Origin of the sequence: Polaribacter irgensii 23-P (assembly GCF_000153225.1) — a bacterium.
Taxonomy (GTDB): domain Bacteria; phylum Bacteroidota; class Bacteroidia; order Flavobacteriales; family Flavobacteriaceae; genus Polaribacter; species Polaribacter irgensii.
Genome location: NZ_CH724148.1, coordinates 1,635,179 through 1,656,343 on the forward strand (window position 1 = coordinate 1,635,179; position 21,165 = coordinate 1,656,343).

Consider the following 21,165-nt stretch of genomic DNA (forward strand, 5'->3'; position numbering starts at 1 on the left):
TAAACGTTTCTTATTTGCTTGGAATGTTCTTCAGTATTTGAATTAGAAATGCCCAAAACTTTTGTGTTGATGAGATACTTGCCCGTTCGTCGGGAGAGTGCGCTCCTCTTATAGTGGGGCCAAAGGAAACCATGTCTATTTCTGGATAGTGTTGTCCTAAAAGACCACATTCTAAACCGGCATGGCAGGCGGCTACGATTGCTTTTTCTCCATGTAATTTTTCATAGAGATTGGCAACAATATCTAGAATTGCTGAATTTACATTGGGCTGCCAACCGGGATAATCTGCGGATAATTCAACATTAAAGCCAGAGAGTTCAAAAGCAGACTTTAATGAATTAGCCAAGTCCATTTTATTTGTTTCTGATGAGGATCTCGTCAAACACCCGATTTCAATTTTACCGTTCTTTACAACAACTCTTGCGATATTATTTGATGTTTCAACAAGATCTGCAATATCCGGTGTCATTCTGTAAACACCATTTAAAGCTGCGTAAATTGACTTTGTGAGTCCTTCTTGAACTCCTATTTCCATTACTTTTTTAGGAAGAGGTGTTTTCTCAATAGCAATTACTAAGTTATTTTCTATGTTTGAAAATTCTTCTTTTATGTGATCAATTAATATGTTGGTTTCAAGTAAAAAAGCGTCTGCGGCAATTTTATCTACAGAAATAATAGCAAAACTCTCTCTAGGAATTGCATTGCGCAAACTACCACCATTAATTTCAGATATTCGCAATCCAAAGTTTGTAAAACCGTCAAATAAAATTCGGTTCATGATTTTATTAGCATTTCCCAACCCCTTGATAATATCCATTCCAGAATGTCCTCCATTCAGTCCTTTTACAGAAATAGTGAAGCCAGTAGCGCTGTCGGTACTTTGTTCTTCGCGATATGTTCTATTTGCAGTTATGTCGACACCTCCTGCACATCCCATGCCAATTTCATCATCTTCTTCGGTGTCTAGATTTAAAAGAATTTCACCCTCTAAGATTCCGCCTTCTAACCCTTTTGCTCCCGTCATACCCGTTTCTTCATCGATGGTGAACAGTGCCTCTAAGTTTGGGTGTTCAATTTCTATGGAAGCCAATACTGCCATAATGGAAGCAACACCTAAACCATTATCCGCTCCTAAAGTAGTGCCATCAGCAGTTACCCAATCTCCTTCAACAAGCATCTTAATACCTTCTATTTCAAAATCGAAAATAGTTTCTGCATTTTTTTGATGCACCATATCTAAATGACTTTGCATCACCACCGTTTTTCTGTTTTCAAAACCTTTTGTAGCTGGTTTTTTAATAATGACGTTGCCTACAGTATCAACAAAAGTCTCTAAATTTAAGCTTTTCCCAAAATCAACCATAAATTGGATTACGCGTTCTTCTTTTTTTGAAGGACGGGGAACGGCATTTAAATCTGCAAACATATTCCAAACTTCTTTCGGCGCTAAATTTCTTATTGCTAAACTCATGTTGATTATATTATTTTCGGGTTAAAACTAAAGTTTTCTATTCGTATTAGAAAAAGTATGTGGCAATTTTAATCGTGTTGGTTTAATTATATATCTGGGCAATTGTGATTCTAAATTCGTGTCATGTAATTTGACCAATTTTTAATTTAGTTAATTTCAAGGACACTTTCATTTAGCTCTTTCCTTACTTTAGGCAAATCTTTCATGTAATCGTCCGTGGCTCTAAATCCTACGGGTAAGACCAATACTGCGGTAAGGTTGTGTGTATTTAAATTTAATACTTCATTGTATTTTTCTGGAGAAAAACCCTCCATTGGACACGAGTCAATTTCTTGAGAGGCACAAACCGTTAATAAGTTTCCAAGAGCGATATATGCTTGATTTTTATTTGAGTTAAAAAGTTCTTCCTGGGTTTTTTTCTCTATTTCTGCAGTTAAAAACTTTTTAAATGGATTGATGATATCATCTGGTGTATTTCTTATTTTTTGAACCAATTGGAAGTAATTTTCTACCTCTTTACTTGTGTAGTGGTCTTGTATGCAAATTACAAACAGATGAGAGGCTTGCACAATTTGTTGTTGATTCCAAGAAAAGGGTAGTAATTTTTCTTGAATCTCTTTATTCTTAATAATAATTAACTTTAAAGGCTGCAGGCCATATGATGTCGCAGTGAGGTTAAAGGCTTCTTTTAATATTTCAATTTGTGCTGTAGAAAGCGTCTTATTGGTGTCAAATTTTTTAACAGCATATCGCCATTTTAAATTTTCTATGATATTCATTTTAGTAGTTTTAGAGTGCAAAAATAAGGGATTATTCTTGTTTTACGTTGGGTTGTCAATTATATATTCTGATAGAGGTATCAATTTTTTTGTACCTTGATAATAAAAGGATGAATGAAGATTTTCTCCATTACGTTTGGAAGTACAAAGTATTTTCAAAGGTTAATTTTAAAACAACAAGTCATGAAGACTTAATGATTGTGCGGCCAGGTTTACACAACAAAAATACAGGTCCAGATTTTTTGAGTGCGCATTTGAAAATTGAAAATCAAACTTGGATAGGGAATGTAGAAATTCATCTTAAATCGTCAGATTGGTATGTGCACAACCACGAGGTAGACTTGAATTATGATGCGGTTATCTTACATGTTGTTTGGGAAGATGACGTTGCGATATATATGGAAAATAATAAGCCGCTTCCAACATTTGTACTAAAGGACGTGGTTGATGTGCGAGTTGTTGCCAATTATCAAAGATTATTTTTCAAAGCACAGAGTTGGATTCCCTGTCAAGACTCTATCAGCACTGTAGATTTGTTCACCTTTTCAAACTGGAAAGAACGACTTTATTTTGAACGATTAGAAAATAAATCGAAGGAAATAGAGGGGTTGCTCCAAAAAGAAAATAATAATTTTGAAGCTGTTTTATTTCAGTTGTTGGTAAAAAATTTCGGTTTAAAAGTAAATGGTGATGCTTTTTTAAGACTGTCACAGTCCGTCGACTTTTCTGTTTTTAAAAGTGTTCGCAACAATGAAAATAAAATAGCAGCACTTTTATTTGGCCAAGCAGGTTTTCTCGAAGGCGCTGTAGAGGAAGTATATTATCATCAGTTACAAAAAGAGTATGCTTATCTCAAACATAAATACGGCCTACAAACGATTGCAAACAACCAGTTTTCTTTTTTTAGAATGCGTCCTACTAATTTTCCCACGATTAGAATAGCGCAGTTGGTTTCTTTATTTTATAAGTACCAAAGTTTATTCTCTCAGTTAATAACATTGCAAACAGTTCAAGAGTTTTATGATTTCTTTTCTTTAGAGACTCATTTTTTTTGGAAAACACATTATAGTTTTACTTCAATTTCTAAGTCTGCGAGAAAGAGTATTACAAAATCATTTGTAGATCTATTGATCATTAATACGATTGTACCAATGAAATTTTTATATCAAAAAGCACGCGGAGAGCACATAGATTCCTCTTTTTTAAAGATTTTAAAAGAAATGAGTCCTGAGAAAAATAATATTATTTCTAAATTCGCTGCATTGAAAATAAGTGCTAATAATGCCCTGGATACGCAATCTTTATTAGAACTTAAAAAAAACTATTGCACACCAAAACGGTGTTTAGAATGTGCAATAGGAAGAGTTATTTTGAATAAATATTAAAGAGATTAATACAAGCTTTTAAACAGTGCAGGATTTGATTCGTGCATGATTTCGTAGATTTTCTCAAAAATATCTTCAGCAGAGGGTTTTGAAAAGTAGTCTCCATCTGTTCCGTATGCTGGGCGGTGTGCTTTGGCCGTTAAGGTTGCAGGCTTACTGTCTAAATACTGGTAGCCATTTTGTTTTTCTAATATTTCCTGCAGAATATAAGCAGAAGCTCCACCGGGAACATCTTCATCGATGACCAAGAGTTTGTTTGTTTTTTGCAAGCTTTTGACACAATCGCTATTTAAATCAAAAGGCAATAAACTCTGCGCATCTATTATTTCGATATTGATGCCAATTTGCTGAAGTTCAGCGGCTGTTTCCTCAACGATTCTTAGGGTAGATCCATAGGAAACGATGGTAATATCGGTACCTTCCCTTACTGTTTCTACAAGACCTATAGGGGTTTTAAATTCACCAAGATTTGTTGGTAGCTCCTCTTTTAAACGATATCCGTTTAAACATTCGATAACCAAAGCTGGTTCATCTCCTTCTAGCAGGGTATTATAAAAACCTGCGGCTTTGTTCATGTTTCTTGGCACTAAAACATGCATTCCGCGAATATTATTTATGATGCCACCCATTGGAGAGCCAGCGTGCCAAATACCCTCTAATCTATGACCCCGTGTTCTTATAATTAAGGGGGCTTTCTGCTTTCCAAAACTTCGATAATGAAGTGTTGCCAAATCATCACTCATAATCTGAAGTGCATACAATAAGTAGTCTAAGTATTGAATTTCCGCAATGGGTCGAAGACCGCGCATCGCAAGCCCTATCCCTTGACCGATTATTGTTGCCTCTCGAATTCCCGTATCTGAAACTCTAATATCACCGTATTTTTCTTGAAGTCCTTCCAGTCCTTGATTTACATCTCCTATAAACCCAGCGTCTTCTCCAAAAATAATTACTTCTGGGTGTTTTTTTAGCAGGGCATCAAAATTGTCTCTCATGACAACTCTTGCATCTACTACGTTTTTGTTTTGCGCATAGATTGGTTTTTTTTCTACAATTTTAACAGCGCTGTAGTCACTTTCACTCAATAGATAAGAAGAATATTTATGAGCAGCATCTTTGAGAATTGCTTTAATATATTCCTGGAGTTCTTTTTTTTCTGGAAATTCCTCCTCTTTTAAATAGCGCAGTGTTTTTCTTACAGCAATTAAAATATCTTTGGTTATTGGGTCAGCTGTTTTTTCTAAATCGGTTTTATATTTTGTAATAAAAACACCATTTTTGCTTTTATTAGCGATCCTGCTCAGCAATTTAGAGGCTACTTGAACTTCTGCAGTAAACTCGTTATTGTAGGCGTTCCAGGCATTTCTTTTTGCAGTAATTACTATTTTTTTTGCTTCTTTTTCTAAGAGGATTATTTCTTCTTCAGAGTCTACAAAGCGTAAAATCTCTCCAGAGTCTGTAGCCAGCTCAAAATCAAGTATCCATTTTCGCATTTTTTCTAGGCAATCATGCTCTTTCTCCCATTGAAGTCTTTCTTTTCCCTTGTATCTTTCGTGAGAACCTGAGGTCGAGTGTCCCTGTGGTTGCGTCAATTCATTTACATGAATTAAGATCGGCACATGCTCTTCTCTTGCAATTTGTCCTGCCTTGTTGTAAACATCAACTAATTGAACATAGTCCCATCCATTGACCACAAATATTTCGTAACCATTGGAGTCCTTATCTCTTTGAAAACCTTTTAATATTTCAGAAATACTTTCTTTTGTAGTTTGGTGTTTTGCATGCACGGAGATTCCATATTCATCATCCCAAACACTCATAACCATGGGAACTTGTAAAACACCAGCGGCATTTATAGTTTCAAAAAATAATCCTTCACTTGTGCTGGCATTTCCTATGGTGCCCCAAGCAACTTCATTCCCTTTGTTGGAGAAATTCGTTTTGTGTTGCACTGACTTTTCATTTCTGTAAACTTTAGAGGCTTGCGCTAATCCTAACAATCGAGGCATTTGTCCTGCAGTAGGCGAGATGTCTGCACTCGAGTTGTATTGCTCCGTAAGGTTTTTCCAACTACCATCTTCATGTAAACTGTGGGTAGCAAAATGACCACCCATTTGTCTTCCTGCAGACATCGGCTCAATTTCAATGTTTGTGTGTGCATACAAACCTGCAAAAAATTGCTGAGCAGTAAGCTCTCCGATCGCCATCATGAAGGTTTGATCACGGTAGTATCCGGATCTAAAATCACCTTTTTTAAAGGCTTTTGCCATTGCCAATTGTGGCACTTCTTTACCATCGCCAAAAATACCGAATTTTGCTTTTCCTGTTAACACTTCTCTCCTTCCAAGCAAACTGCATTCTCTACTTATTTTAGCAATTTTATAGTCCTCTAGAACCTCTGTTTTAAAAGCGTTGAATGAAAGTTCTTTTTTATCTTGAGTAAGCGTTTTTTGCGACATTTTTTTACATTTTTTACTAAAACAAAGATAGTTTTTTTTAGTTGATATTTAAAGATTTTAATATTTATTAAATATTATGTAATGTTTACACCTTAATTGCCTTTATGTTTGAGGATAATGCAATAAAATAGTTCGGTTACTTTTTAGTGAATAAATTTTCTATAAGAAACCTCTTCTGAAAAAATTATAGATTCTATTGACATTTCCTGTAAAGGTAAATCTGATCTTTTCAGCATATGCTTTTTGTGATACTTCCCAGCCATTATTGGAGTAGAGAGGAAGGTATATTTCAAATATGTTGTGTACAAAGTTAAACCTAATTCCATTTTCATACCCAAAGAAAATAGGTTTTGTTTTATTTTTTAAGAAGGCAACATCATTGTAGTATTCAATCCAGCGCCACAGACCAATGCTGGAGTTAAAAGACAGCATGTATTGATTTGCAAACCGCGTTGGTAGCACGGATTTAAAACCACCTTCATTTATAATATATTGTTGACTAAAAAGGCCTGAATCTTCTGAACGACCATAATAATTTAATTCAAAAAGATAATCATTCGCTCTGTCAAGTCCATAACTAAAATAGTCACCTTTAGAGTCGTTGTGGATAAATGCTCCTGCAAAAACTCTAAAATCTACTTGAGTGTCCGAGGATGTAAGTTTTCTGTAGCGAAAATCTGTCGATATTTTAGAAAAGTTTTTTGCAACTTCTGTTTTGACATTAAAGCGTATTTCAGAAATAATATCAGGATTTATATAATCATAGCTCAAACTAAAGACGCGATAGCTATCCTGTTCTGATTTTACACTCAACGGCGAAATCTCTTTGTGTATCAGCACTGTTTTCGCGCGAATAAATTCTGTAGTTGCATCTCTTAAAGAGGCTCTTTTAAATTGAATGTCTACATACGGTATTAAGGCGCTGTAAGAGAGGTCGGGTGCATACTGTAGGGTAGTGCCAATAATGCCATAAGAAATTTTATAAAGAGATGTTTTTTCAAAAAATTGGTTATAAACAACAGAAAAAGAACCATTGAGTTTATTGCTTTTAGTAGCATAGCCAGGGGAGGTTTTAAACTCTAAATTCCTTTTTATTAAAGGTTTGTTGTGCAGTTTAACACCCAAGATAAAACCATCATAATAATTATAGGCAAGCGTTGGCTGATAAAATAGTTGATTGTATTTAGGAGCTTTTACATCTTTTATTAAGGAAAGCTTTAACGGTTTTTTTAATAATTTTTTATCTGTACGGTAATAATTGTCCAAGGTATTGTATTCTGGATATACGTTTTCATAATTAAGAGCCAACTGATCGAACCTTCCTTTTGGTATCGATATTGTAAGCGTGTCTTTAATACTTGCAAACCATTTCTTGTAGGTAATGCTGTCATTTTGTAATCCATAAAATGCAATTGGAGCAGTGATGTTTCGTTTGTTTTTTAGAGTTACTTTTAAGCTGTCTTTTGTTTCCGTAACCTTTTTAATCGTGTAATCTATTTTCTTGTTTGTTTTGATAAAATCATTAAAAAACCACTGGACATCTTTGTGAGTATGCTTTGCTAAGGTATTTTGAAAATTTTCGCTTTTCACGACCAAACCTTTGTTTTTTTGATAAAATTCTTTAATGCTCTCATTTAACACAGTTTTTCCTAAATAACCTTTCAAATAATAGAGCCCAAGACCTGCTTTGTATTTGCTAACTATTTTTCTATTAAAATTTGAAAGAGCATCCGCTGAAGTATTCAGCGATTGGTCTAAAAATTTTCGTGCTGTAAATTGATATACGAAAGGATATTTTTGATTGAATTGTAATTTTGAAATATTAAAATTTCTCAAGAACCAAGTATCGGCTACTTTTCCAATAAGTTTAATTTCAGGATAGAATTTATTTACGTACTCGATCATCAAATAGTTTTGTAAACCGTCAAGCAACCAGTAGTCCTCTCTTTGATTGACAAAGAACGTCTGTTTTAAATATCTTCTTGAAAGCACCTTAAATAATTCCAAATCATATTTAAAAACATGGGGAAAAGGACTTAGGAAATCTGGCAGTTGATTGAGACCATAAACTGGGTTTTTCTCTTGCATTGCCTTGTCAATGAATATTTTATTCACGGATATCTCTCCTAAGTATTGGGTAAGGAATTTCAGTTCTTTATTTAAAATATCTGTTACTAATGCCGTATTAAATTCAGCATCTAAAATATTTGTTTGTATTTGGTGGTGGTCTGCATTAAACTGTTTGAAGGTGTTTTTACGTTCGATATTTAAGATGATATCTTTTTCGTTTTTTCCAAGTAATTGATAGTGGTGGTGTGTTGTGTCGCTTTGTATAGTCTGTTTTAAATTACTGCTCAAAGAAAATACCTTCGGGATTTTGAGATCAATCTTAAAGGTGGTGTAATCTTCAAATAAATCATCCAAATTTAAATTACTCATTAAGTGCCAACCATCGTTGTAAATTGCGGGTGTAATATACCAATAGCGCAAGCGGTACCCATTTTTATGAACGCCATAGCTCGTAAATTTAGCACTTGGCAATTTTACCAAATAGGAAATTTTTAATGTTGTGCTTTCTAGCGGTTTTAAAGGTTTTGTCAAAAAAACCTGAAGAATATCTGGTTTATTTTCATATTCTTGATGTACGACATTGTCATAGTCGATCGATACGTTTTTAATAGTGGTAGCGCCTAAGTCTTCCTCTTTTGCAAAGTATAAATCTTTCCTAAAATCATTAATAAATCGCTTAGAAAGTGGTGTCTCTCTATTTTTGAAACTATTTGGCCAATTGTGGAGTACTATCTGGGACAATGTATCCTTTGAATTATTGTAAAACACAATTTCTTGTTCAATAAGGAGTTGATTGTTTTCAGAATTTAAAATCGCTTTTATATGGATCTCATTTTGCTGTGTAAAAGCGAGACTACTATATAGTAGTAAGATAGGAAATAAGTAAAAACGAGCTCCCAATTAAATTTTAAATATTTTAGAGATTTATAGCATTTGAAATTTCAAATATAGAAAAAACAATGCTATTTTTTTTAGCTCTGTTTATTTGATTGAAATATAATTAGCATTTAAAAAATACGTTTTTATTAAAGACTTAAAAGTTGGGTTTAAATTTATATTTAGCGTAAAACTTGTTGATGTGGGCAATCGCTTCATCAGCTGTATCTACCACTCTAAACAGATTTAAGTCTTTTTCACTTATATTTCCTTCTTCTATAAGGGTGTTTTTTATCCAATCTAAAAGGCCACTCCAAAATTTAGTACCTATCAATACAATAGGAAAACGGCCAATTTTATTCGTTTGTATCAGGGTAATGGCTTCAAAAAGTTCATCCATAGTCCCAAAACCCCCTGGCATTACTACAAACCCCTGTGAATATTTTACAAACATGACCTTTCGCACGAAGAAATAATGAAACTCTAAATTTTTATCTTTGTCTATCCAAGGATTGTAATGTTGTTCGAAAGGCAACTCAATATTCAAACCTACGGAAGTTCCTTTTCCCCGATGCGCTCCTTTGTTACCAGCTTCCATAATTCCAGGTCCTCCCCCCGTAATTACACCATATCCGTTCTGTGTAAGTTTAAAGGCAACTTCTTCTGCTAAACCATAGTAAGGGTCTGTAGTTTTTGTTCTTGCAGATCCAAAAATAGATACGCAAGGTCCAATTTTACTTAGCTTTTCGTATCCATCTACAAATTCGGCCATAATTTTAAAGATGGCCCAAGAATCATTTGTCTTTATTTCGTTCCATGTTTTTTGTTGGAGCTTTTCTTTAATTTTTCTGTCGTTATTATCCATGGTACGTCTGTTTTTTGTTTTTTTTTATGAGGGCAGCCTGCTAAATTAGTTCTTTTTTAAGAAATTTTTTAAAAGAATCGATTGGATTTCAATAAATAAAAAAATTCATCGTGTATCATTATACACTATAAATGTTTAAACTAAGACGAGATGCGCGTTGATAAGTTTAGAGTAATTTCTTTAAAAATTTAGCAGTGTAACTGGTTTTGTGTTTTGCAACTTCTTCTGGAGTTCCGGTAACAAGAATCTTACCTCCTTTTTTTCCACCTTCCATTCCCACGTCGATTACATAGTCTGCTAATTTTACAACATCGAGGTTGTGCTCAATAATAAGGACCGTATTTCCTTTATCTGCAAGTTTATTTAAAACATCCATAAGAACTCTGATGTCTTCAAAATGAAGTCCTGTTGTGGGTTCATCAAGAATATAAAAAGTATTCCCAGTATCTCTTTTAGAGAGTTCTGCTGCTAGTTTTATTCTTTGTGCTTCACCGCCAGAAAGTGTGGTCGATTGCTGTCCAAGGGTTATATAGCCCAAGCCAACGTCTTTTATGGTTTTTACTTTTCGATGTATTTTAGGAATTTTAACAAAGAAGTCTGTGGCATCTTCTATGGTCATGTCTAGAATGTCAGAGATGGATTTTCCCTTGTAGCGAATTTCTAAAGTTTCTCTATTAAAACGTTTTCCTTGACAGGTTTCGCATTCTACTTGTACATCAGGAAGAAAGTTCATTTCGATTACACGAACACCGCCACCTTGGCAAGTTTCACAGCGTCCGCCTTTGACGTTAAAAGAAAAGCGTCCTGGTTTATAGCCACGAATAGAGGCCTCTACTGTCTTTGCAAACAAGCTTCTAATTTCATCAAATGTTTTTGTATATGTAGCAGGGTTTGATCTTGGAGTTCGGCCAATTGGAGATTGGTCAATATCAATTACTTTGTCTACGTGTTCTAAACCTTCAACTTTCTTATAAGGCATTGGTTTCTTCACGCCTCGATATATGTGTGCGTTTAAGATTGGATATAAAGTTTCGTTGATTAATGTTGATTTTCCACTACCGGAAACACCGGTAACACAAATCATTTTTCCCAGAGGAAATGCCACCGAAACATTTTTTAAATTGTTTCCAGAGGCTCCTTTAAGTGTAATTGTCTTTCCGTTTCCGACACGTCTCTTTGCGGGGATTTCTATTTTTTTTCTTCCTGTGATATAATCGGCAGTCAATGTTCGCTGTTTTTTAAGTTCAGCAAAGGTGCCTGCGGAAACAATCTCTCCACCATATTTTCCAGCACCAGGTCCGATGTCAAAAACAAAATCTGCTTTTTCAATCATATCTTGGTCGTGTTCCACTACAATGACCGAGTTTCCAAGATCTCTGAGCTTTACCAAAGAGTCAATTAATTTTTCATTATCTCTTTGATGTAATCCGATGCTAGGTTCGTCTAAAATGTATAAGACTCCCACCAATTGCGAGCCAATTTGTGTTGCCAAACGGATGCGCTGTGCTTCTCCTCCAGAGAGGGATTTAGAAGTTCTGTCTAAAGTGAGATAATCCAAACCAACATCTTTTAAAAATTGAATTCTGGTTCGAATTTCCTTTAAAATTTCAGAGGCAATAATCAATTGTTTTTTCGACAATTGTTTTTCAATATTTTCAAACCACTTTGCAAGTTCAGTGATGTCCATTTGAACCAAATCACTGATGTTTTTATCTGTAATTTTAAAGTGCAGTGCTTCTTTTTTTAATCTTTTTCCTTCGCAAGATGAGCAAGTAACTTCGTCCATAAAACTCTTTGCCCAGCGTTTTATGGAGGTACTCTCTGCGTTGTTATATTGGTTGTCTATAAAGGCAACAATACCTTCAAAATCTATTTTATAGTTCCTTCGAACTCCTACAGATTTAGACTCAATCTCAAAAGATTCGTTTCCTCCATTTAGAATGATGTCTAAGGCTTCTTTAGGAATCTCCTTTACAGGATCTGATAATTTAAACCGATAACGTTCAGAAATATGTTCAATTTGTTTGAAAATCCAGCTATTTTTTTGTTCTCCTAAAGGCGCAATACCTCCGTTTTTAATTGAGATAAGTTCGTTTGGAATTACTTTTTTTAAATTGATCTCATTGGTAATTCCTAAACCGTTACAAGCGGTACACGCACCTTTTGGGGAATTGAAAGAAAATGTATTTGGTTCTGGGTTTGGATATGCAATGCCCGTCGTTGGGCACATGAGTTCCCTGCTAAAATATCTCGGGTTGTTGTCATCTACATCGATGACCATCATAATATTATCCCCAGAATACAAGGCTGTTTTTATAGTTTCTTCTAGACGTTTTTCTACAGATTTATTGATGGCTAATCGATCTATAACCACTTCAATATCATGCATTTTATAGCGGTCTAGCTTCATGCCTTTTTCAATTTCTTGAATCTTGCCATCTACGCGGACCCGTAAAAAACCTTGTTTTGATATTTGCTCAAAAAGCTCTCTGTAGTGTCCTTTTCTCGATTTAATTAAGGGTGCTAAAACAGCTATTTTTTTATTGTTAAAATCTTTTAAAATAAGGTCTTTAATTTGGTCATCAGAATAGCTTACCATTTGCTGATCCGTATTGTAAGAGTACGCGTCTGAGGCTCTTGCAAAAAGTAATCGCAAGAAATCGTATATTTCTGTGATGGTTCCCACGGTAGAGCGCGGGCTTTTATTAGTCGTCTTCTGTTCGATAGAAATTACAGGAGAAAGACCATCAATCTTATCAACATCAGGTCTTTCGAGGCCACCTAAAAATTGTCTTGCGTAGGCAGAAAATGTCTCAATATAGCGGCGCTGTCCTTCTGCATAAATGGTGTCAAAGGCTAAAGAAGATTTGCCGCTTCCACTAAGACCGGTAATTACTACTAGTTTTTCACGAGGAATTTTTACGTCAATATTTTTTAAATTATGAACTCTTGCACCGTAAACTTCTAGATATTCTTGGTCTTTCAAATTTGCCTATTTTTAGAAAAAAGCAAAGTTAATCAATCCTATTCTAATTTAACAAGGTTTATAACAACCTTTGTTCTGGTTTTTTAGCAATTATTTTTTTAAATGAAGTTTACTTTTTATTTCAAAAAAGACCATTAAATGGTATCTTGCAGTACATTTTATACACCATGATAGATAGCGTGCGACATTTTTTTGAAAGAAATGGTTTTGGAGTCTTCTCAAGACTTGCAGATAGGCTTGGCATGAGAGCCTTAAACGTGCGTCTATTTTTTATTTATGTAACATTTTTTACCGTTGGATTGTCCTTTGGCGTATATTTAACGATGGCATTTGTGCTCAAGTTAAAAGATATGATTTATACAAAAAGAAGTTCCGTTTTTGATTTATAAAAATATGATACTTCTAAGGTCGAAAATAGACAAAATTGCATTGTTGGTAGTTTTGATTATTGCTATTGGAACGATTGGTTACATGTGGCTCTCAGAATATAATTTTGTAGACGCTTTGTACATGACCGTAATTACGGTAACCACTGTTGGTTTTGGAGAACTCCAGCCTTTTTCTCCAGAAGAAAAAATTTTTACAATATTTTTAATTTCAACAAGTATTATCATTTTTGGATATGCAGTTTCTGCATTTTCAGAATATTTGGTAAGTGGTAAATTATTTGAACATTTTAAACAAAAGAGTGTGGAAAAGCAAATAGGATATTTAAATGGGCATACCATTGTTTGTGGTTATGGTAGAAACGGAAATCAAGCGATTTTAAAGCTTGGTAATTACAAAAGAAAGTTTGTGGTTGTTGAGAAGAATAAAGAAAAGATCGCAGGGCTAGACACCGCTGGAATTTTAAATATTGAGGGAGATGCCACTTTGGATGAAACGCTGCTAAGAGCAGGAATTGAGAAAGCCGCTTTTTTAATAACTGCGCTGCCGTCAGATGCAGACAATCTTTTTGTTGTTTTAACAGCGAGTCAGTTAAATAAAGAGTGCGTTATTATCAGCAGAGCTTCAAGTGAATCTTCCTATAAAAAATTGAAATTTGCAGGTGCGAGCAATGTTATTATGCCCGATAAGTTAGGTGGAGACCACATGGCCTCTTTGGTAGCAACACCCGATGTAATTGAATTTGTAGACCGTTTAACCATCGAGGGAGAGACTACGGCAAATCTAGAAGAGGTTGCGGTAAATGACCTCCCAGAAAAATATTTGAATAAGACTATTTTAGATTTAGATATTAGAAGGAAAACAGGATGTACGGTTATTGGCTTTAAAAATCCCGATAAGAATTATATTATAAATCCTGAGGCGGACATTGTATTGGTTGCAGATTCTCAATTAATTATTTTAGGAAGACCTGAGCAAATTATTAAATTAAGAAAGGTCTTTTAAAATCGAAGTTAGGCGAGAAAAACAATCGTTTTATTTGAGAAGAAAAGAAGCTTTCCACGTTTTATGAAGATGTAGTCAAAAGATATATAAAAGAAGTACTTATTACTGGAAGTAAAGGTTTACTTGGACATTCCTTACTGCAACTCTTGTTAAAAGAGAAGACTAAGTACCAGGTCTTTGGTTTTTCAAGAGGGGGTAATAGGATTGGTAGAAAAGACTTTACTTATTGTGAAATTGATGTGACTGCGGAGTGCCTGCTTAAAAATAAAATTAGTGAAATTCAACCAGATTTTATTATTAATACCGTAGCAATGACAAATGTTGATGCTTGTGAAACTCAAAAATAGGCTTGTTTTCCAATAAATGTTACTGTTGTCAAATAGTTGACGGAAATTTCTGAACAACTCAACATTCATGTAATTCATATTTCTACAGATTTTATTTTTGATGGAAAAAAAGGCAACTATAAAGAAACCGATATTCCAAATCCGGTAAATTATTACGGCGCGAGTAAGTTAAACTTTGAAGCTATTTTGACTGCTTCAGCGATTCAGAACACGATCTTGAGAACAACCCTAGTATATGGAAAAGTGCCACAGGTGACCAACAGTAATATTGTACTTTGGGTAAAAAAAATGTTGGAAGAAAAGTAACCAGTTACCATGGTAGTTGATCAATTTAGAGCACCCACCTATGCAGAAGATCTAGCCTTAGCATGCAAGATTTCTATGGATACCAAGGCCATTGGAATTTTTAATGTTTGTTCAAATGAAATACTGAGTATGTATCAAATTGCATAACAGGTTGCACTTGTTTTTGAATTGGATATTAATTTAATACAACCAATAACAACAGCAGTATTGAATCAGACCGCTGTGCGACCTGCTAAAACAGGTTTCGACCTGATAAAAATAAATACAGAATTAAGATTGTATTCGCAATCATTCAAAGAAGATTTGCAGAGGTTTAAGGAAATGATGCAGCAAAATTATATTTAACAGTTAAAAATTGTTAAATGAGTTTTTTTTTTAGGATCTTGCAAAACACAAAATATTAACCAATTCAAATATCGTATGTACAAAAAACTTATTTCAATGCTTCTTTTAGCATTTCCAATGTTAATCTCGGCACAAGAGTTGACAATAGATGAACAAATAGAAGAAAAATTTAAACCTTTTGCTGATGCCGTTAGTGCGGTTGTTTTTTATCCAATCTCAATTGCAGGTATCGATGTTCCAATTGTAGTTATTCTTTTATTATCTGGAGCTTTCTTTTTTACATTGTACTTTAAGTTTTCTAACATTACTTTGTTAGGTGTTGCCATAAGAGCCACCAACGGTAAATATGATGAGGTTGATCACAATTCACAGGATGATATTTCTGAGGAAGATGTTGCAGGAAGTGATGGTGATGAAGTTGTTAAAATTAAAGGAGTCGTTGGAGAGGTTACACATTTTCAAGCTTTAACAGCCGCCTTATCTGCAACTGTGGGCTTAGGTAATATTGCAGGAGTTGCAGTTGCAATTGCAATTGGGGGTCCAGGTGCCACAGTATGGATGATTTTAGCCGGGTTTTTAGGAATGTCTACCAAGTTAGTGGAGGCTACCTTAGGTGTTAAGTATAGAGAAGTAGGTCCTGATGGGAAAATATATGGAGGCCCAATGTATTACTTAAAAAAAGGTTTAAAAGAAAAGAATCTAGCAGGATTAGGAAAAGTGTTAGCTGGATTATATGCTGTCTTTGTAGTTGGAGGTTCTTTTGGAGGTGGAAATATGTTTCAAGCGAACCAGGCAGCAGCGCAATTTAAACAACTTTTTGATATTCAGTCTGGGTTCATATTTGGACTTGTATTGGCAGTATTAGTTGGTGTGGTAATTATTGGCGGAATTAAAAGAATAGGAAGAGTAACAGAAAAAATAGTGCCTTTTATGGCAATTATGTTTGTAGGTGCTTCTCTAATTATACTTGCAATGAATTTTAGTATTATTCCAGAGGCCATGGGTCAGATTTGGGACGGCGCTTTTAAACAAACTTCTGTCGTGGGAGGTTTAATAGGGGTAATGATTGTTGGTTTTCAAAGAGCAGCTTTTTCAAATGAAGCAGGTGTTGGATCAGCATCTATTGCGCATGCTGCAGTAAAAACTAAATTTCCAGCGAGTGAAGGTATTGTAGCGTCCATTGGGCCGTTTGTAGATACTGTAATTATTTGTTCTATGACCGCTTTAGTTATTGTAGTTACCAATTTAAAAAGTAACTTGTTTACGTATGGTAACTTAGATTCAAAAAGTAATGTATTATTAAATGCAACCAACGAACCTATTAACGGTGTGGATTTAACATCTGTTGCTTTTGATTCTGCAATTCCCAATTTTTCGATTCTGCTAACAGTAGCCGTGATTTTATTCGCTTTTTCATCGATGCTTTCTTGGTCGTATTACGGAATACAAGGATGGACATACTTATTTGGAAAAGGTAAGATATCAGACATTACGTACAAAGCATTGTTTTTAGCATTTGTTGTAATCGGTGCATCTTCTACTTTAGGGTCTGTAATTGAGTTTTCTGACGCTATGATCTTTGCAATGGTCTTTCCTAATATTATAGGTCTGTTATTACTAGCTCCAAAGGTAAAAGTTGAGCTGGCGCGCTATTTAAAGGCGATTGATCATAAAAGAAAAGAATAGCTTTTAATAAGATAAATTTTTAAAATCCCGTTTCTGTGATCTGTAAAAGATCATAGAAACGGGATTTTTTTAATATAATTTTGTCATTTTTGGTTTTTTTTTAGGATCTTGCGCAGCAAAAAATCAAAATATATTATGAGTAAAAAACTTCTTTCGTTGTTATTTTTAGCAACACCCTTTTTTACGTTTGCGCAAGACAAGGGTTTAGATCAGCAGATTGATGAAGCTTTTGGAAATGCAACAGGATGGTTTGTAGAGATTATTTTTTATCAGATACCGTTTTCTGACGCTATTCGTATTTACTGGGTATTATTCCCATTAATTTTTGGGGCAGTATACTTCACTTTTTATTTTAAATTCATAAATTTTAGAGGTTTTTTTACTTCAATAAATATTGTGAGAGGTAAATATGACGAGTTAGAAAATAGAGTAGACCACAAGGTGGAGATACAAAAATCTACATTTACAAATGAAGAAGACAATCCAGATACCATAAGAATAGAGGGGCATGAAGGAGAGGTTACACACTTTCAAGCATTAACGGCAGCTCTATCTGCAACGGTAGGTTTGGGTAATATTGCAGGTGTTGCAATTGCGGTGTCAATCGGTGGTGCAGGTGCTACTTTATGGATGATTGTTGCCGGTTTTTTAGGAATGGCGTCTAAATTTGTAGAATGTACTTTAGGTGTCAAGTACAGAGATATTGAGGCGGATGGAACTGTTTTCGGGGGTCCAATGTATTATTTAACCAAAGGATTAAAAAATAAAACATTAGGAAAAATATTAGCAGCATTATTTGCAATCTTCGTAATTGGAGGTTCTTTTGGAGGTGGAAATATGTTTCAAGTGAATCAAGCTTTTCAATTGGTAGAAAATATTACTACGCCAGTTGGTGGGGTTTCTATTTTACACGGTAAAGTATGGTTATTTGGATTGATAATGGCTGTTTTAGTAGGTATTGTAATTATTGGAGGAATAAAAAAAATAGCAAAAGTAACCGATAAGATTGTTCCTTTTATGGTAGCAATTTACGTGGTAGCCTCTCTTTTTGTAATCCTTTCAAATTATGATATGATTGGTAATGCATTCTTGCAAATTTATAATGGCGCATTTAGTCCTGAGGGAATGGCAGGGGGTACCGTTGGAGTCTTAGTGCAAGGATTTAGAAGGGCAGCTTTTTCAAATGAAGCAGGTATTGGTTCTGCATCTATTGCGCACTCTGCAGTAAAAACAAAATATGCAGCAAGTGAAGGTATGGTTGCTTTATTAGAACCATTTATTGATACCGTTGTGGTTTGTACAATGACCGCTTTGGTTTTAATTATTACTGGAAATGTTACGGCAGAGAATGCCTCTTTAAATGATGCGCAAGCAATTTTACTCACTTCAGGAGCTTTTGAATCAGCTATTTCTTGGTTTCCATACGTGTTAACAGTGGCAGTGGTTCTGTTTGCATTTAGCTCTATGATATCCTGGTCTTACTACGGTTTTCAGGGTTGGGCTTATCTATTTGGTAGATCAAAAAACATGGAATATACGTACAAAGTAATCTTTTGTATCTTCGTAATCATTGGTGCAGCGGCAAGTTTAGATTCTGTAATTGGTTTTGCAGACGCAATGGTTTTTGCCATGATGGTTCCAAACATGATTGGTCTTATTCTTTTGGCACCAAAAGTAAAAGAAGAATTAAAAAGGTATATGGAGGCTATAAAAGCAGACAAAGCATAAAAAAATATATGAACATTTTTAAATCCCATTTCTGGCATGACAAAGGCCAAAGGAATGGGATTATCTTATTGGGGGTACTTATTCTAGTTTTTCAAATAATTGTTGTTTTTGTTGATTTTTCTATAGCTGAGAAAGAAGATTTAGAAACTCCTGAAGTGGATGCCTTTTATACGCAGATAGAGCGCATAAAAGCACTTCGTTTGGAGAGTAAAAAGTTTAAGCTATACCCATTTAATCCCAATTATATTACAGATTACAAAGGCGCTCAATTAGGGATGTCTTTAGTTGCTATAGACAAACTTCTCACTTTTCGGAAAACCGGTAAATTTATCAATTCCAAAAAGGCTTTCCAAGAGGTAACAGGAATTTCAGACACGCTTCTAGAAAAAATAAGTCCTTTTTTTAAATTCCCAGATTGGGTAAAGAACCAGCAGAGAAAAAAGAAAGTGGATGCGTTTGATAAAAAATTCACTAAATATGTAATTTCGAAAAGAACAACTACAGATTTAAATAAGGCGACCATAGAGGATTTAAAAACGATTGAAGGAATTGGGGTTGTGCTTTCTAAAAGAATTATTAAGTATCGTTCTAAATTGCAAGGTTTTTCTATGGAGCGGCAGCTACTTGAAGTCTGGGGTTTAAAGCCAGAGATTGCGGACGATATATGGACTACTTTCAATATTTACAAATTACCGAATATTCAAAAGTTGAACGTAAATACAGTCACATTCAAAGAATTACTGAATACACCCTACGTAGACTATGAATTGTGCAAGAAAATTTTTGAATATAGAGATGCGGTTGCAGAGCTTCAAAACATTTCAGAATTAACAAATATCCAAGGTTTTCCATTGGATTTGTATGATAGAATAGTCTTATATTTGATGGTTCAATAAACCACTAAAATTCATGTTAAATGGGTAGTCTATATTTTACAGAAGAGCACGAAGTTTTTCGCGCTAGTTTTAAGGATTTTTTGCACAAAGAAGTAGTTCCTTTTATCGATAAATGGGAAAAGACGGGTACTATCGAAAGGTTTATTTGGAAGAAGTTTGGGGATATGGGATATTTCGGACTTTCAACGCCAGAGGAATACGGAGGCCTGGGTTTGGATTTATTTTACACAATAATTTTTCTTGAAGAGTTACAGAAAATTAATTCTGGTGGTTTTGCGGCGGCTATTTGGGCGCATGAATATTTAGCAATGACGCATCTGAACAAAGAAGGTGACGATTTTATTAAAAATAAATATTTGTTACCAAGTGTTGCAGGGGAAATGGTTGGGTGTTTGTGTATTACAGAACCTTTTGGAGGTTCAGATGTTGCAGGGATGCGCTCTACAGCTGCAAAACAGGGAGATAAATATATTTTAAATGGTTCAAAAACCTTTATTACAAATGGGGTTTATTCGGATTACTTAATTGTTGCGGCAAAGACAGATCCTTCAGATAAATACAAAGGGATTAGCCTTTTTGTAGTAGATAGAAGTTCGAAAGGATTGTCTGCAACGAAGCTAGATAAGTTGGGATGGCGCGCATCAGATACCGCAGAGCTTGCGTTTGACAATGTAGAAATCCCATTAGAAAACAGGTTGGGAGAAGAAGGTAAAGGATTTCCATACATTATGCAACATTTTGCTTTGGAACGCTTAATAATGGGCGTAAATGCACATGCAAGAGCAGAATTTGCTTTAGATTATGCCGTTGATTATATTCAGGAAAGAGTGGCTTTTGGAAAGTCTTTAGATCAATTTCAGGCATTGAGACATAAGATTGCAGAAATGGCAAGTAAAGTAGATATGTGTCGGGAGTATAATTATTCAATCACGAAGCGATTGGATGCGGGGGCTTACGTTGTTAAAGAAGCAAGTATTTCGAAGTTGTTATCAACAAAAATGGCAGATGAAGTAATTTATGATGCCCTCCAGATGTTAGGCGGGTATGGATATATTGAAGATTACCCGATGGCACGTTTGTTAAGAGATAGTAGGTTAGGGCCTATTGGTGGCGGAACTTCAGAGATTTTAAAAGAAATTATCGCAAAAATAGTGATTGATAACAAAGAATATACACCCTCTACTTAGTTTTAAATGCTGATTTTAGCATTGTCAAGGTGATTTTATGGAGATTCAAAAATAAGTAAGCGCATTGTCTGTCGTTTCAAAATTTGTAATTACATTTGCACACTGAAAATTAAATCAATAGCGCACAGCGTTATCTAAAATATAAAGATACTATGAAAGGAGGTGCCAACATATGTTAATCATACCAATTAAAGAGGGAGAGAATATCGACAGAGCTTTAAAGCGTTACAAAAGAAAATTTGATCGTACAAAAACGATGAAAAACTTGCGTGCAAGAAAGAACTTTACAAAGCCGTCTGTAGCAAATAGAGCGCAAAGAATTAAAGCGTCTTATGTCCAAGGATTAAGAACGCAGGAAGAAGTAGGTTAATAATAACTTATTTTAGT

At 34.7% G+C, this 21,165-nt stretch carries 15 protein-coding genes and 1 pseudogene; 10 read left to right on the plus strand and 6 right to left on the minus strand.

Annotated features, from left to right (window positions below; genetic code table 11):
• Nucleotides 1-10: 10 nt before the first annotated feature.
• Nucleotides 11-1,471: an aminoacyl-histidine dipeptidase gene (locus PI23P_RS07325; RefSeq protein WP_004570145.1), complete on the minus strand. Its 1,461-nt coding sequence runs from the start codon at nt 1,469-1,471 to the stop codon at nt 11-13.
• 146 nt (nt 1,472-1,617) lie between these two features.
• The gene (locus PI23P_RS07330; protein ID WP_004570146.1) at nt 1,618-2,250 is read right to left on the minus strand and encodes an NAD(P)H-dependent oxidoreductase; all 633 of its coding nucleotides are present in this window, start codon (nt 2,248-2,250) and stop codon (nt 1,618-1,620) included.
• A gap of 110 nt (nt 2,251-2,360) precedes the next feature.
• Between PI23P_RS07330 and PI23P_RS07335 the strand changes: the two genes are divergently transcribed.
• Complete coding sequence (locus tag PI23P_RS07335) at nt 2,361-3,635, plus strand: DUF2851 family protein (protein WP_004570147.1); 1,275 nt, start codon at nt 2,361-2,363, stop codon at nt 3,633-3,635.
• Between the two features lie 5 nt (nt 3,636-3,640).
• Here the strand turns inward: PI23P_RS07335 and PI23P_RS07340 are convergent, their stop codons facing one another.
• The 4 genes from PI23P_RS07340 to uvrA form a co-directional block, all read right to left on the minus strand.
• Complete coding sequence (locus PI23P_RS07340; RefSeq protein WP_004570148.1) at nt 3,641-6,094, minus strand: alpha-ketoacid dehydrogenase subunit alpha/beta; 2,454 nt, start codon at nt 6,092-6,094, stop codon at nt 3,641-3,643.
• 159 nt (nt 6,095-6,253) lie between these two features.
• A complete protein-coding gene (locus PI23P_RS07345; protein ID WP_004570149.1) occupies nt 6,254-9,064 on the minus strand; it encodes a gluzincin family metallopeptidase in 2,811 nt (936 codons plus the stop codon).
• Nucleotides 9,065-9,197: 133 nt separating this feature from the next.
• Complete coding sequence (locus tag PI23P_RS07350) at nt 9,198-9,905, minus strand: LOG family protein (protein WP_004570150.1); 708 nt, start codon at nt 9,903-9,905, stop codon at nt 9,198-9,200.
• Between the two features lie 166 nt (nt 9,906-10,071).
• On the minus strand, nt 10,072-12,891 hold the full coding sequence (gene uvrA, locus PI23P_RS07355; RefSeq protein ID WP_004570151.1) for an excinuclease ABC subunit UvrA: 2,820 nt from the start codon (nt 12,889-12,891) through the stop codon (nt 10,072-10,074).
• A gap of 167 nt (nt 12,892-13,058) precedes the next feature.
• On the opposite strand from uvrA, the gene PI23P_RS07360 reads away from it, so the two are divergent.
• The 9 genes and pseudogenes from PI23P_RS07360 (at nt 13,059) to rpsU (ending at nt 21,148) form a co-directional block, all read left to right on the plus strand.
• The gene (locus PI23P_RS07360; protein ID WP_004570152.1) at nt 13,059-13,280 is read left to right on the plus strand and encodes a PspC domain-containing protein; all 222 of its coding nucleotides are present in this window, start codon (nt 13,059-13,061) and stop codon (nt 13,278-13,280) included.
• Between the two features lie 4 nt (nt 13,281-13,284).
• Nucleotides 13,285-14,283 carry a potassium channel family protein gene (locus tag PI23P_RS07365; protein ID WP_202899945.1) on the plus strand — a complete coding sequence of 333 codons (999 nt, stop codon included), beginning with the start codon at nt 13,285-13,287 and terminating at the stop codon, nt 14,281-14,283.
• Between the two features lie 101 nt (nt 14,284-14,384).
• Nucleotides 14,385-14,936, plus strand: a pseudogene (locus PI23P_RS12760) (SDR family oxidoreductase).
• 9 nt (nt 14,937-14,945) lie between these two features.
• Nucleotides 14,946-15,083 (plus strand): hypothetical protein, encoded by a 138-nt coding sequence (locus tag PI23P_RS12685; RefSeq protein ID WP_004570156.1) that lies wholly within the window; start codon nt 14,946-14,948, stop codon nt 15,081-15,083.
• Between the two features lie 273 nt (nt 15,084-15,356).
• A complete protein-coding gene (locus tag PI23P_RS07380) occupies nt 15,357-16,967 on the plus strand; it encodes an alanine/glycine:cation symporter family protein (RefSeq protein ID WP_004570157.1) in 1,611 nt (536 codons plus the stop codon).
• Between the two features lie 135 nt (nt 16,968-17,102).
• Nucleotides 17,103-18,695, plus strand: coding sequence for an alanine/glycine:cation symporter family protein (locus PI23P_RS07385; RefSeq protein ID WP_004570158.1), 1,593 nt, complete (start codon nt 17,103-17,105; stop codon nt 18,693-18,695).
• Nucleotides 18,696-18,703: 8 nt separating this feature from the next.
• Entirely contained in the window at nt 18,704-19,591 is an 888-nt protein-coding gene (locus tag PI23P_RS07390; protein ID WP_004570159.1) for a ComEA family DNA-binding protein, read from the plus strand.
• Nucleotides 19,592-19,611: 20 nt separating this feature from the next.
• Entirely contained in the window at nt 19,612-20,778 is a 1,167-nt protein-coding gene (locus PI23P_RS07395) for an acyl-CoA dehydrogenase family protein (protein ID WP_004570160.1), read from the plus strand.
• 172 nt (nt 20,779-20,950) lie between these two features.
• Nucleotides 20,951-21,148, plus strand: a complete 198-nt coding sequence (gene rpsU / locus PI23P_RS07400; RefSeq protein ID WP_004570161.1) for a 30S ribosomal protein S21 — start codon at nt 20,951-20,953, stop codon at nt 21,146-21,148.
• Nucleotides 21,149-21,165: the final 17 nt, after the last annotated feature.